Below are 14,438 nucleotides of genomic sequence, written 5' to 3' on the forward strand. Positions count from 1 at the left end.
TATTGACAGTAATTATATATTCCAGCATGTGATAAGCGAGTCAAAAAGCCGCTGGCCCTGGTCCAGATCGCAGGGTTCTGCCTCTTTTTGTAACCGGTTTCAGAAAAAGCGGCTTTCTTTGTGATGCCTTGCACACATTCGTTGCAAAGCAGTTGTTGCTATAGCTGGCTCGCGATAATTATCAATTCACACATGTTGATCGAGACTGCTTATGAAAAACATCGTTTTATGCTGTGCCGCCGGAATGTCCACCAGCATGCTGGTGCAAAGGATGAAAGATGCCGCCCAGAAAAAAGGCGTCGACGTCACCATCAAAGCCGTCCCGGTGGCCGAGTTTGAAGAGAATATCGCTACAGCGGATATCGTTTTGCTCGGTCCACAGGTTAAGTATGAACAGGCCAAGCTACAGGCGATCGCCGACCCACTAGGCAAAAAGGTCGCCGTTATCGACATGATGGATTACGGCATGATGAAAGGCGATGCGGTACTGGATAAGGCGCTGAAACTACTGGAGTGATGGTATGGAAGAGTTAGAAACGATCATCATGGAGTTATTGGTAAACGCTGGCGCTGCACGCAGCCAGGCCCTGACGGCACTGCAACTGGCTCGTAAGGGTGATTTCTCCGCTGCAGAACAAGCAATGACGGAATCACGCGAGTACGTCAAACAGGCACATAAAATCCAGACCCAGCTGATCGGCATTGATGAAGGTACCGGCAAACTACCGGTTAATCTCATCACCGTTCATTCGCAGGACCACCTGATGAATGCCATGGTGATTCAGGATCTGGCCGGCGATATGATTGAGCTTTATCGGCGGTTACCACCGGTAAATTAATGACACTGCCGGATGGTTTCGTAGACCTGATAATCGCCATCAGAAATAACATAGACATAAAAAAACCCGCCGAAGCGGGTTTTTATTATGGTCGGCAACGATTAATCGTTGTCAGAACCGCCCAGGCCTGCGTTCAGCAGTTCTGCCAGGCTGGCAGACGCATCTTCAGCAGTTACCTGCGGTGCAGCTGGCAGTTCGCCCGCTGCGCGACGACGCATACGATCCTGGTGGTACGCATAACCAGTACCTGCCGGGATCAGACGACCCACGATGACGTTCTCTTTCAGACCGCGCAGTTCATCACGTTTACCTGCAACAGCTGCTTCGGTCAGGACACGCGTGGTTTCCTGGAACGATGCTGCAGAGATGAAGGACTCGGTTGCCAGAGACGCTTTGGTGATACCCAGCAGATCGCGGGAGAACGTTGCACCCACTTTGCCGTTCGCTTCCAGCTCGCGGTTTGCGATCTTGACGCGGGAGTATTCAACCTGCTCGCCTTCCAGGAAGTCGGAGCTACCAGCGCTTTCGATGGTGGCTTTACGCAGCATCTGACGAACGATAACTTCGATGTGTTTATCGTTAATCTTAACGCCCTGCAGACGGTATACGTCCTGAACTTCGTTAACGATGTAACGAGTTACAGCATGCACACCACGCAGACGCAGGATGTCGTGCGGCGCTTCCGGACCGTCGGAAACCACGTCACCACGTTCTACACGTTCACCTTCGAACACGTTGAGCTGACGCCATTTCGGAATCATCTCTTCGTAAGGTTCGCTACCGTCTACCGGGGTGATAACCAGACGACGTTTACCTTTGGTTTCTTTACCGAAGGAAATGATGCCGCTGATTTCAGCCAGGATTGCCGGCTCTTTCGGACGACGTGCTTCGAACAGGTCCGCAACGCGCGGCAGACCACCGGTGATATCCTTGGTACCGCCGGATTCCTGCGGAACACGCGCCAGGGTGTCACCAGAGCTGATCTGTACGCCATCTTCCAGCTGAACAATCGCTTTACCCGGCAGGAAGTACTGAGCAGGCATATCGGTGCCTGGGATCAGAACGTCGTTGCCCTGAGCATCAACAATTTTCAGTGCCGGACGCAGGTCTTTACCACCCGCAGTACGCTCTGCAGAATCCAGAACCACCAGAGAAGACAGACCGGTCAGCTCGTCGGTCTGACGAGTAATGGTCTGGCCGTCGATCATGTCAGTAAAGCGGACGAAACCACTCACTTCGGTGATAACCGGCATGGTGTGCGGATCCCAGTTTGCTACGGTTTCGCCGCCAGCAACCTGTTCGCCATCACCTTTCGCCATAACGGAGCCGTAAGGCACTTTATAGCTTTCTTTGGTACGGCCGAATTCGTCGATCAGTTTCAGTTCGGTGTTACGTGAGGTGATAACCAGTTTACCGCTGGAGTTCACAACCGACTTCGCGTTGCTCAGACGGATGCTACCTTTGTTTTTCACCTGGATGCTGGATTCAGCAGCCGCACGAGATGCCGCACCACCGATGTGGAACGTACGCATCGTCAGCTGTGTACCCGGTTCACCGATGGACTGTGCCGCGATAACGCCGATTGCTTCACCTTTGTTGATGATGTGGCCACGCGCCAGGTCACGACCATAGCAGTGCGCACATACACCAAAGTCAGTGTCACAAGATACAACGGAACGGACTTTAACGGAGTCTACGGAGTTCTCTTCCAGCAGATCACACCACTGTTCGTGCAGCAGCGTGTTGCGTGGAACCAGAATATCCGCCGTACCCGGCTTCAGAACGTCTTCAGCAGTTACACGACCCAGAACGCGATCGCGCAGCGGCTCTTTAACGTCACCACCCTCGATAACCGGGGTCATGGTGATGCCTTCCAGAGTGCCGCAATCGTCTTCAGTAACAACCAGGTCCTGCGCGACGTCAACCAGACGACGAGTCAGATAACCGGAGTTCGCTGTTTTCAGTGCGGTATCCGCCAGACCTTTACGAGCACCGTGAGTAGAGATGAAGTACTGGAGTACGTTCAGACCTTCACGGAAGTTCGCGGTGATTGGCGTTTCGATGATGGAGCCATCTGGCTTCGCCATCAGACCACGCATACCGGCCAGCTGACGAATCTGTGCTGCAGAACCACGCGCACCGGAGTCGGCCATCATGTAGATGCTGTTGAAGGAAACCTGCTGCTCTTCTACGCCGTCACGGTTAATAACGGTTTCAGTTTGCAGGTTATCCATCATCGCTTTGGATACACGATCGTTCGCCGCAGCCCAGATATCGATAACTTTGTTATAGCGTTCGCCTGCGGTTACCAGACCAGACTGGAACTGCTCCTGGATCTCAGCAACTTCAGCTTCCGCTTCAGAGATGATCTCGTGTTTCTTCTCTGGGATGACCATGTCATCAATACCAACAGATGCACCTGAACGCGCTGCATATGCAAAGCCGGTGTACATTGTCTGGTCAGCGAAGATAACGGTCGGCTTCAGGCCCAAAATGCGGTAACAGGTGTTCAGCATTTTGGAGATAGCTTTCTTGCCCAGCGCCTGGTTGACGATGGAGAAAGGCAGACCTTTCGGTACGATCATCCACAGAATTGCACGGCCAACGGTCGTGTCTTTCAGGCTGGTTTTCGCAACGAATTCGCCGTTTTCATCTTTTTCGTATTCGGTGATACGCACTTTAACGCGCGCATGCAGAGAGGCCAGACCTGCGCGATAGATACGCTCAGCTTCTTTCGGGCCAGTCAGCACCATGCCTTCGCCTTTGGCGTTAACACAGTCACGAGTCATGTAGTACAGACCCAATACAACGTCCTGAGACGGAACGATGATAGGTTCGCCGTTCGCCGGAGACAGGATGTTGTTGGTAGACATCATCAGCGCACGCGCTTCGAGCTGGGCTTCCAGCGTCAGCGGTACGTGAACAGCCATCTGGTCACCATCGAAGTCGGCGTTATATGCCGCACAAACCAGCGGGTGCAGCTGGATAGCTTTACCTTCGATCAGTACCGGTTCAAATGCCTGGATACCCAGACGGTGCAGTGTTGGTGCACGGTTCAGCAGTACCGGGTGTTCGCGGATAACTTCGTCCAGGATATCCCAAACGACAGCTTCTTCACGCTCAACCATTTTCTTAGCGGCTTTGATGGTGGTGGCCAGGCCACGCAGTTCCAGCTTGCCGTAGATGAACGGTTTGAACAGTTCCAGTGCCATTTTCTTCGGCAGACCGCACTGATGCAGACGCAGGTATGGACCTACGGTGATTACAGAACGACCGGAGTAGTCAACACGCTTACCGAGCAGGTTCTGACGGAAACGACCCTGCTTACCTTTGATCATGTCGGCCAAAGATTTCAGAGGACGTTTGTTAGAACCGGTGATCGCACGACCGCGACGACCGTTATCCAGCAGGGCGTCAACCGCTTCCTGCAGCATACGTTTTTCGTTGCGTACGATGATGTCCGGCGCAGCCAGATCCAGCAGACGCTTCAGACGGTTGTTACGGTTGATAACGCGACGATACAGATCGTTCAGATCCGATGTTGCGAAACGACCACCATCCAGCGGAACCAGCGGACGCAGATCTGGCGGCAGAACCGGCAGAACGGTCAGGATCATCCACTCTGGCTTGTTGCCAGACTGTACGAAGGCTTCCAGCAGTTTGATACGCTTGGTCAGCTTCTTACGCTTGGTTTCAGAGTTGGTTTCGTTCAGCTCTTCACGCAGAGTTTCACACTCTTGCTCCAGATCCATGCTTTTCAGCAGAGCCTGGATAGCTTCCGCACCCATCTTCGCGTCGAATTCGTCACCGAATTCTTCCAGCGCGTCCAGATACTGCTCTTCAGTCAGGATCTGTTGACGTTCCAGGTTAGTCATACCGCCTTCGATAACTACATAAGATTCGAAGTACAGTACGCGCTCGATATCGCGCAGCGGCATATCAAGCAGCAGACCGATACGGGACGGCAGAGATTTCAGGAACCAGATATGAGCAGTCGGAGACGCCAGCTCGATGTGGCCCATACGCTCACGGCGTACTTTAGTCTGGGTCACTTCAACGCCGCACTTCTCACAGATCACACCACGGTGTTTCAGGCGCTTGTACTTACCGCACAGGCACTCGTAGTCTTTTACCGGCCCAAAGATACGGGCGCAGAAAAGGCCGTCACGTTCAGGTTTGAACGTACGGTAGTTGATGGTTTCCGGCTTCTTAACTTCACCGAAAGACCATGAACGGATCATGTCTGGCGAGGCCAGAGCAATTTTGATCGCATCAAACTCTTCGGTTTTAGTCTGCGCTTTCAGAAACTTTAATAAATCTTTCACGGATTTGCTCCCGTCGGAGTTAGCACAATCTGGCGCTGGCTGTTACGCCAGCACCAGTGACCTGTTTGATCGAGAGTTACTCGTCTTCCAGCTCGATGTTGATACCCAGCGAACGAATCTCTTTCAACAGTACGTTGAAGGATTCCGGCATGCCTGGTTCCATCTGATGGTTGCCGTCCACGATGTTTTTATACATCTTAGTACGACCGTTCACGTCATCAGACTTAACGGTGAGCATTTCCTGCAGGGTGTATGCTGCGCCATATGCTTCCAGCGCCCACACTTCCATCTCCCCGAAGCGCTGACCACCGAACTGCGCCTTACCACCCAGCGGCTGCTGAGTAACCAGGCTGTAAGAACCGGTAGAACGCGCATGCATCTTGTCATCAACCAGGTGGTTCAGTTTCAGCATGTACATGTAGCCAACGGTAACCTGGCGCTCGAACTGCTCACCGGTACGACCGTCGAACAGTGTGATCTGACCGGAAGTCGGCAGGCCACCCAGCTGTAACAGTTCCTTGATTTCAGACTCTTTCGCACCGTCGAATACCGGCGTTGCGATCGGCATACCTTTTTTCAGGTTTTCAGCCAGACGCAGAACTTCTTCATCGCTGAAGGTATTCAGGTCAACTTTCTGACGAACATCTGAACCCAGATCGTAAGCACGCTGGATGAACTCGCGCAGTTTCGCGACTTCCTGCTGCTGTTTCAGCATGGCGTTGATCTTATCGCCGATACCTTTTGCAGCCATACCCAGGTGGGTTTCAAGGATCTGACCGATGTTCATACGCGATGGTACGCCCAGCGGGTTCAGTACGATATCTACCGGCGTACCGTTAGCATCGTGTGGCATATCTTCGATCGGGTTGATCTTAGAGATTACACCCTTGTTACCGTGACGACCTGCCATCTTATCACCAGGCTGGATCCGACGTTTAACCGCCAGATAAACCTTAACAATCTTCAGCACGCCCGGTGCCAGATCGTCGCCCTGAGTGATTTTACGGCGTTTCGCTTCGAGTTTTTTCTCGAATTCGTGTTTCAGTTCGTCGTACTGCTCAGCCAGTTGCTCCAGCTGATTCTGTTTCTCTTCGTCGGTCAGGCCGAGTTCTAACCAGCGGTCACGCGGCAGTTTGTCGAGCTTCTCAGCTTCAACACCACCGGAAACCAGCACAGCGTAGATACGGCTGAACAGGCCAGCTTCGAGGATCTGCAGTTCTTCAGACAGGTCTTTTTTCGCCTGCTTCAGCTGCATCTCTTCGATTTCCAGCGCACGTTTGTCTTTTTCTACGCCATCGCGAGTAAAGACCTGAACGTCGATAATCGTACCGGAAACACCGTTTGGCACGCGCAGAGAAGAGTCTTTAACGTCAGACGCTTTCTCACCGAAGATTGCACGCAGCAGCTTCTCTTCTGGCGTCAGCTGGGTTTCACCTTTCGGCGTTACCTTACCAACCAGAATGTCGCCACCGGTCACTTCCGCACCGATATAAACGATACCGGATTCATCCAGTTTGGAGAGCGCAGCTTCACCCACGTTCGGGATGTCAGCGGTGATCTCTTCTGGCCCCAGCTTGGTGTCACGGGACACACATGCCAGTTCCTGAATGTGGATGGTGGTGAAACGGTCTTCCTGGACAACACGCTCGGATACGAGGATGGAGTCTTCGAAGTTGTAACCATTCCATGGCATGAATGCCACGCGCATGTTCTGACCCAGCGCCAGTTCACCGAGGTCGGTGGACGGACCGTCAGCCAGCACATCACCACGTTCAACCGGCTCGCCCAGAGATACGCAAGGCATCTGGTTGATACAGGTGTTCTGGTTAGAACGGGTGTATTTGGTCAGGTTATAAATGTCGATACCTGCTTCGCCCGGGTACATCTCGTCTTCGTTAACTTTGATAACGATACGGGAAGCATCCACGTACTGAACAGTACCGCCACGTTTAGCCACTGCAGTAACACCGGAGTCAACGGCAACAGCACGTTCCATACCGGTACCAACCAGCGGCTTATCAGCGCGCAGAGTCGGAACCGCCTGACGTTGCATGTTCGCACCCATCAATGCACGGTTGGCGTCATCGTGTTCCAGGAACGGGATCAGGGACGCACCGACGGATACCACCTGCTGGGTGGATACGTCCATGTAGTCAACCTGGTCGCGGCTGAACAAGCTGGATTCGCCTTTGCTACGGCAGGTAACCAGATCTTCTACAAAGTGGCCTTCGTCATCCAGGTTGGAGTTCGCCTGAGCGATAACGTAGTTGCCTTCTTCGATAGCAGACAGGTAATGAATTTCGTCAGTTACAACACCGTCGGTCACTTTACGGTACGGAGTCTCGAGGAAGCCGTATTCGTTAGTCTGTGCATACACGGACAGGGAGTTGATCAGACCGATGTTCGGACCTTCAGGCGTTTCGATTGGACATACGCGACCGTAGTGAGTCGGGTGTACGTCTCGAACTTCGAAGCCTGCGCGTTCACGGGTCAGACCGCCTGGGCCGAGTGCGGAGATACGACGTTTGTGCGTAATCTCAGACAGCGGGTTGTTCTGGTCCATAAACTGAGACAGCTGGCTGGAACCAAAGAACTCTTTCACTGCTGCAGAAATCGGCTTGGCGTTGATCATATCCTGAGGCATCAGGGTATCCAGATCGCCCAGAGACAGACGCTCTTTCACCGCACGCTCAACACGTACCAGGCCAACGCGGAACTGGTTTTCCGCCATTTCGCCTACGGAACGGATACGACGGTTGCCGAGGTGGTCGATATCATCGACTTCGCCTTTACCGTTACGGATATCGATGAGCTTCTTCATCACTTCGATGATGTCGTCTTTGCTCAGGATACCGGAACCTTCGATTTCGTCGCGCAGCAGAGAACGGTTGAACTTCATACGACCAACCGCAGACAGGTCATAGCGGTCTTCGGAGAAGAACAGGTTCTCGAACAGGCTTTCAGCAGCTTCACGAGTCGGCGGCTCACCAGGACGCATCATGCGGTAGATTTCTACCAGTGCGCTCAGACGATCGTTGGTTGGGTCAACACGTACAGTTTCAGAAATGTACGGACCGTGGTCCAGATCGTTAGTGAACAGCGTTTCGATACGCTTGTGACCAGACTGGCTCAGCTTAGCCAGCAGATCCAGGCTCAGCTCCATGTTAGCTGCGCAGATCAGCTCGCCAGTAGATTCGTCAACGTAGTCTTTAGCAGCAACTTTACCAGCAATGTATTCAACCGGAACTTCGATATGTTTGATATCGTCTTTTTCCAGTTGGCGAATGTGGCGCGCAGTGATGCGACGGCCTTTTTCGACGTAGACTTTGCCGTTAGCTTCAATGTCAAAGGATGCGGTTTCACCACGCAGGCGTTCCGGCACCAGTTCCATCTGCAACTTGTTGTCACGAATTTCGAAAACAACTTTTTCAAAGAACAGGTCAAGGATCTGCTCAGTGGTGTAGTTCAGTGCACGCAGAATAATGGTCGCAGGCAGTTTACGGCGACGGTCAATACGTACGAACAGGTTGTCCTTCGGATCGAATTCGAAGTCCAGCCAGGAACCACGGTAAGGGATGATGCGCGCGTTATACAGCACTTTACCCGAAGAGTGGGTTTTACCTTTGTCGGAGTCAAAGAAGACGCCAGGACTACGGTGCAGCTGAGAAACGATAACACGCTCAGTACCATTGATTACAAAGGTACCGTTGTCAGTCATGAGCGGAATTTCGCCCATGTAGACTTCTTGTTCTTTAATGTCTTTTACGGTGCCTTCCGGCGCTTCGCGCTCGTAGATCACCAGACGCAGTTTTACGCGCAGCGGTGCGGAATAGGTCACGCCACGGATCTGACATTCCTGAACGTCAAACACCGGTTCGCCAAGGCGGTAGCTGACGTATTGCAGCTCGGAATTACCGCTGTAGCTCTGAATCGGGAAAACGGAACGGAAAGCTGCTTCCAGACCATACTGCCCTTCAGGATCTTGCTCGATGAACTTCTGAAACGAGTCAAGCTGGATAGAAAGGAGATAAGGTATGTCCAACACTTGTGGACGTTTACCAAAATCCTTACGAATACGTTTTTTCTCGGTATAGGAGTAAACCATTAGGGTTCCTCAGCTCGCTGACAAGTCGACCCATCTGTCCGACGAAGGGACAGTTTGTGCAACACTATTTTGTTGACCGGAAAATCGAATACTTTCCGCAATGCCTGTTGCTATCACGCTTAAACCATTTCATTGCGATTTACACAGAACTGATGCTCTGTCGCAGTATATTAAGACGTCGATAGAAACAAGCATTGAAAGGCACAGCAGTAGTCAAACAGTGTGAAATGCTACTGGCGCCTTACAGCGCAAAAAGGCTGGTGACTAAAAAGTCACCAGCCATCAGCCTAATTTCTTAGGCTGCAACCAGAAAAGTTGGCTTATTTAACTTCAACTTCAGCGCCAGCTTCTTCCAGAGATTTTTTCAGTGCTTCTGCGTCGTCTTTGCTGATGCCTTCTTTCAGGGCAGCCGGAGCAGATTCTACCAGGTCTTTAGCTTCTTTCAGACCCAGGCCAGTTGCGCCACGTACTGCTTTGATTACAGCAACTTTGTTAGCGCCAGCAGCTTTCAGAATTACGTCGAATTCAGTTTTTTCTTCAGCAGCTTCAGCCGGGCCAGCAGCTACAGCTACAGCAGCAGCAGCGGAAACACCGAATTTTTCTTCCATTGCAGAGATCAGTTCTACAACGTCCATTACGGACATAGCGGATACTGCTTCAATGATTTGATCTTTAGTGATAGACATTTAAATTGTTCCTGAAAATCAGAATAAGTTTATACGTAAGCAGATGCTTGAGAAAGATAACTGCGATTAAGCAGCTTCTTTCGCATCGCGTACAGCAGCCAGAGTACGAACCAGTTTGCCAGCCGAAGCTTCTTTCATGGTTGCCATCAGGCGTGCAATTGCTTCTTCGTAGGTCGGCAGAGTTGCCAGGCGATCGATTTGCGATGCCGGGATCAATTCACCTTCAAAGGCTGCGGCTTTGACCTCAAATTTTGCATTCGCTTTCGCGAACTCTTTGAACAGACGAGCAGCAGCGCCCGGGTGTTCCATAGAGTATGCAATCAGGGTCGGACCAACAAACGTGTCTTTCAGGCACTCGAACTGAGTACCTTCAACGACGCGGCGCAGCAGGGTGTTACGAACAACACGCATGTATACGCCAGCTTCACGACCTGCTTTACGCAGTTCAGTCATTTTATCTACAGTTACGCCACGGGAATCCGCAACTACTGCAGACAGCGCGCCTTTGGCTACTTCGCTGACTTCAGCAACAATCGCTTGTTTGTCTTGAAGATTTAAAGCCATTAGCTTTGCTCCTGGATGTTTGCCGGAACTCATGTTCCGGAACTCACTTCACTCTCCCCAACTGAGAGAGCGTCTAAATACGGTGAGCAGAAACAAGCCAGAGTATCAGAAATAATCTTAGCGTTCTGTCACCGTCTACGCAGGGCATTAAGTTTCTTACGAAACACCTGCGGTCTTCGACGGAGGCCTGGATAGGCCAGGCTCCAACGAACAAATCTTGTCTATCTGTCGCTATTCAATCTGTGACGGCGTTGACTGCCTTAGTTCACACCAGTCACATAGTTAACTATGCTCCTGGCGATTCACTCAGTTGTCGCCTTGCCACAGCCTGAATATCTCGGATATACGTCTGCAATTAGCAGAAACGTGGGGGTAAGATTGTAGACAAAATCACCGCCCACGTAAAGGCGAATATTAGTTCGCCACAGTCGCAGTCAGACCGGACTGATCAACGGCAACACCAGCACCCATGGTGGTGGAGATGCTAACTTTCTTGATGTACACGCCTTTAGCCTGAGTCGGTTTCGCTTTTTTCAGCGCAACCAGCAGAGATTCCAGGTTTTCTTTCAGTTTGTCAGCGTCAAAATCCACTTTACCGATGGTGGTGTGGATAATGCCGTTTTTGTCGTTACGGTAACGAACCTGACCTGCTTTAGCGTTCTTAACTGCTTCAGCAACGTTAGGGGTTACAGTACCAACTTTCGGGTTTGGCATCAGGCCGCGCGGGCCCAGAACCTGACCCAGCTGGCCAACAACGCGCATTGCATCCGGGGAAGCAATAACAACGTCAAAGTTCATTTCGCCTTTCTTGATCTGGTCAGCCAGATCTTCCATACCTACCAGCTCAGCGCCTGCAGCTTTAGCAGCTTCAGCGTTTGCGCCCTGGGCAAATACGGCTACGCGAACGGAACGGCCAGTACCGTGCGGCAGTACAGTTGCACCACGTACGTTCTGGTCAGATTTACGAGCGTCGATGCCGAGGTTAACGGCAACGTCTACGCTTTCTACGAATTTAGCAGTGGCCAGCTCTTTCAGCAGAGCAATAGCTTCGTTGATGTCGTACTGTTTAGTTGCATCAACTTTGTCACGGATCACGCGCATACGCTTGGTCAGTTTAGCCATTTCTTAGTCCTCCACTACCAGGCCCATGGAACGTGCAGTACCTTCAATGGAGCGAGTCATCGCTTCAATGTCGGAACCAGTCATGTCGGCAGCTTTGGTCTGCGCGATTTCCTGCAGCTGAGCGCGGGAAATTTTACCCACTTTGTCTTTGTTCGGCTTGCCGGAACCAGACTTGATACCAGCCGCTTTCTTCAGCAGAACTGCTGCCGGAGGCGTTTTGGTAACGAAAGTGAAAGAACGGTCAGCGTAAACGGTGATAACAACCGGGATCGGCAGACCTTTTTCCATGGAATCAGTTTTTGCGTTGAACGCTTTGCAGAATTCCATGATGTTCACGCCTTGTTGACCCAGTGCTGGACCTACCGGCGGACTCGGGTTAGCCATACCAGCTGCAACCTGCAGCTTGACGTAGGCCTGGACTTTCTTAGCCATTCTAAATTCCTCTAGTTGGGTTATAGCGCCTCAAGGAGGCTCCCCGTGATTAAATTCGTTTTACGGACAGGGCCCATAAAAACAAAAGGCGCGAAATTGTATTCCAATCTCGCGCCTTGTGCAACGATTAAATCGCCGCTTTTTTGATCGCTGTTTAGGCTTTTTCTACCTGGGCAAAGTCCAGTTCTACTGGGGTCGCGCGACCGAAGATAGAAACAGAGACTTTCAGGCGGGACTTCTCGTAGTCCACTTCTTCAACCACACCGTTAAAGTCAGCAAACGGACCGTCACTAACGCGAACCATTTCACCTGGCTCAAACATCGTTTTCGGACGTGGTTTATCGCCAACCTGCTGCAGACGGTTCATGATCGCATCAACTTCTTTGTCGCTGATCGGCGCCGGACGGTCAGATGTACCGCCGATAAAGCCCATCACACGCGGCACGCTGCGCACCAGGTGCCAGCTTGCGTCATTCATCACCATCTGGACCAGTACATAGCCCGGGAAGAATTTACGTTCGCTCTTGCGACGCTGGCCACCACGGATTTCGACCACTTCTTCGGTCGGCACCATGACTTCGCCAAACAGCTCTTCCATATTTTGTAACTTGATATATTCGCGCAGCGACGTGGCTACGCGGCCTTCAAAACCGGAAAACGCCTGAACGACGTACCAGCGCTTTTTAGGGGCTTCAGACATCTTAGAACCTCAGGCCAGTGATAAAGGATACCAGGCGAACCAGAATACCATCCAGTCCCCACAGGATCAGTGACATTACTGCGGTAACCGCAGCCACAATTAATGTGGTGTGCAATGTTTCCTGGCGAGTTGGCCAAATGACCTTACGGACTTCGGTTCTCGCTTCACGGGCAAAAGCAACGGTCGCTTTACCTTTTGTTGTCAACAGCGCGACACCACCCGCTGCGGCAATCAGAATCACTACGGCCAGCGCACGCAGCGGCAGCATCATGTCACGATAGAGGTAGTTGCCAACGATAGCTACAAGCAGCAATACAGCGACAACAACCCACTTCATCGCTTCCAGGCCGCGCCCGCTTCCTTGAGCTTCGGTATTCGCACTCATAAACCAACCTGTCAGAAGTATTCTACAAACATTTTCACCCCGCGTAAGCGAGGCGATCCAAACCGAAATGCTCTGGTGCGTTTCGGACTAAACGCCCTCTTCAGAGCCTGTCTCAGCAATGATTATGACAAAAAAAATCACTGATGAGCCAGGTTCTGGTGTGAAAGCGTGCAAAAAGGGCATCAAATGATGCCCTTTTATTGCGCATTGCGTCAAATGTTATTCGGCAATTAGCTCATTACTTTGGCAACAACGCCCGCACCAACAGTACGGCCGCCTTCACGGATTGCGAAACGCAGACCGTCGTCCATCGCGATTGGGTGGATCAGGGTAACAACCATTTTGATGTTGTCGCCCGGCATTACCATCTCTACGCCTTCCGGCAGTTCGATGGTACCAGTCACGTCAGTAGTACGGAAGTAGAACTGCGGACGGTAGCCTTTGAAGAACGGAGTATGACGGCCGCCTTCGTCTTTGGACAGAATGTACACTTCAGATTCGAACTTGGTGTGCGGCTTGATAGAGCCCGGCTTAGCCAGTACCTGACCACGTTCGATTTCTTCACGTTTGATACCACGCAGCAGAACACCAACGTTCTCACCAGCACGGCCTTCGTCCAGCAGTTTGCGGAACATTTCAACGCCAGTACAGGTAGACTTAGCAGTCTCTTTGATACCAACGATTTCAACTTCTTCACCAACTTTGATGATACCGCGCTCTACACGACCGGTAACAACGGTACCACGACCGGAGATGGAGAATACGTCTTCGATAGGCAGCAGGAACGGCTTGTCAATCGCACGCTCTGGTTCTGGGATGTAAGAATCCAGGAAGCCAGCCAGTTCGATGATTTTCGCTTCCCACTCTGCTTCGCCTTCCAGCGCTTTCAGAGCAGAACCACGAACGATCGGAGTGTCGTCGCCCGGGAAATCGTACTGAGACAGAAGTTCACGAACTTCCATTTCTACCAGTTCCAGCAGCTCTTCGTCATCAACCATGTCGCATTTGTTCAGGAACACGATGATGTACGGAACACCTACCTGACGACCCAGCAGGATGTGCTCACGAGTCTGCGGCATCGGGCCGTCAGTCGCAGCAACAACCAGGATCGCGCCGTCCATCTGCGCAGCACCGGTGATCATGTTTTTAACATAGTCGGCGTGGCCCGGGCAGTCTACGTGTGCGTAGTGGCGAGTCGGGGTGTCATATTCAACGTGAGAAGTGTTGATGGTGATACCACGAGCTTTTTCTTCCGGCGCGTTATCGATCTGGTCGAATGC

At 51.9% G+C, this 14,438-nt stretch carries 11 protein-coding genes; 2 read left to right on the plus strand and 9 right to left on the minus strand.

Annotation, left to right across the window (positions count from 1 at the left end):
• Window positions 1-211: 211 nt before the first annotated feature.
• Both OGX89_RS01055 and OGX89_RS01060 read left to right on the plus strand, forming a co-directional pair.
• Window positions 212-517 carry a PTS sugar transporter subunit IIB gene (locus tag OGX89_RS01055; protein ID WP_003033102.1) on the plus strand — a complete coding sequence of 102 codons (306 nt, stop codon included), beginning with the start codon at window positions 212-214 and terminating at the stop codon, window positions 515-517.
• 4 nt (window positions 518-521) lie between these two features.
• Window positions 522-839: a PTS lactose/cellobiose transporter subunit IIA gene (locus OGX89_RS01060; RefSeq protein ID WP_003826916.1), complete on the plus strand. Its 318-nt coding sequence runs from the start codon at window positions 522-524 to the stop codon at window positions 837-839.
• A 101-nt stretch (window positions 840-940) separates the two neighbouring features.
• Here the strand turns inward: OGX89_RS01060 and rpoC are convergent, their stop codons facing one another.
• The 9 genes from rpoC to tuf all read right to left on the minus strand — a co-directional run.
• Window positions 941-5,164: a DNA-directed RNA polymerase subunit beta' gene (gene rpoC / locus OGX89_RS01065; RefSeq protein ID WP_003826919.1), complete on the minus strand. Its 4,224-nt coding sequence runs from the start codon at window positions 5,162-5,164 to the stop codon at window positions 941-943.
• A 76-nt stretch (window positions 5,165-5,240) separates the two neighbouring features.
• Window positions 5,241-9,269 carry a DNA-directed RNA polymerase subunit beta gene (gene rpoB / locus OGX89_RS01070; protein ID WP_003033111.1) on the minus strand — a complete coding sequence of 1,343 codons (4,029 nt, stop codon included), beginning with the start codon at window positions 9,267-9,269 and terminating at the stop codon, window positions 5,241-5,243.
• Window positions 9,270-9,589: 320 nt separating this feature from the next.
• On the minus strand, window positions 9,590-9,955 hold the full coding sequence (gene rplL / locus OGX89_RS01075; protein ID WP_003033114.1) for a 50S ribosomal protein L7/L12: 366 nt from the start codon (window positions 9,953-9,955) through the stop codon (window positions 9,590-9,592).
• 66 nt (window positions 9,956-10,021) lie between these two features.
• The gene (rplJ, locus tag OGX89_RS01080) at window positions 10,022-10,519 is read right to left on the minus strand and encodes a 50S ribosomal protein L10 (protein WP_001207203.1); all 498 of its coding nucleotides are present in this window, start codon (window positions 10,517-10,519) and stop codon (window positions 10,022-10,024) included.
• Window positions 10,520-10,933: 414 nt separating this feature from the next.
• Complete coding sequence (gene rplA / locus OGX89_RS01085; protein WP_003033119.1) at window positions 10,934-11,641, minus strand: 50S ribosomal protein L1; 708 nt, start codon at window positions 11,639-11,641, stop codon at window positions 10,934-10,936.
• A 3-nt stretch (window positions 11,642-11,644) separates the two neighbouring features.
• Entirely contained in the window at window positions 11,645-12,073 is a 429-nt protein-coding gene (rplK, locus tag OGX89_RS01090; protein WP_003033122.1) for a 50S ribosomal protein L11, read from the minus strand.
• Between the two features lie 154 nt (window positions 12,074-12,227).
• Window positions 12,228-12,773 (minus strand): transcription termination/antitermination protein NusG, encoded by a 546-nt coding sequence (nusG, locus tag OGX89_RS01095; RefSeq protein WP_003033125.1) that lies wholly within the window; start codon window positions 12,771-12,773, stop codon window positions 12,228-12,230.
• Window position 12,774: 1 nt separating this feature from the next.
• The gene (secE, locus tag OGX89_RS01100; RefSeq protein WP_003033128.1) at window positions 12,775-13,158 is read right to left on the minus strand and encodes a preprotein translocase subunit SecE; all 384 of its coding nucleotides are present in this window, start codon (window positions 13,156-13,158) and stop codon (window positions 12,775-12,777) included.
• A gap of 230 nt (window positions 13,159-13,388) precedes the next feature.
• Window positions 13,389-14,438 (minus strand): elongation factor Tu (gene tuf / locus OGX89_RS01105; RefSeq protein ID WP_063942044.1); only part of this gene is annotated, 1,050 nt, incomplete at its 5' end.

Source organism: Citrobacter sp. Cpo103 (assembly GCF_030332605.1).
Classification (GTDB): domain Bacteria; phylum Pseudomonadota; class Gammaproteobacteria; order Enterobacterales; family Enterobacteriaceae; genus Citrobacter; species Citrobacter portucalensis.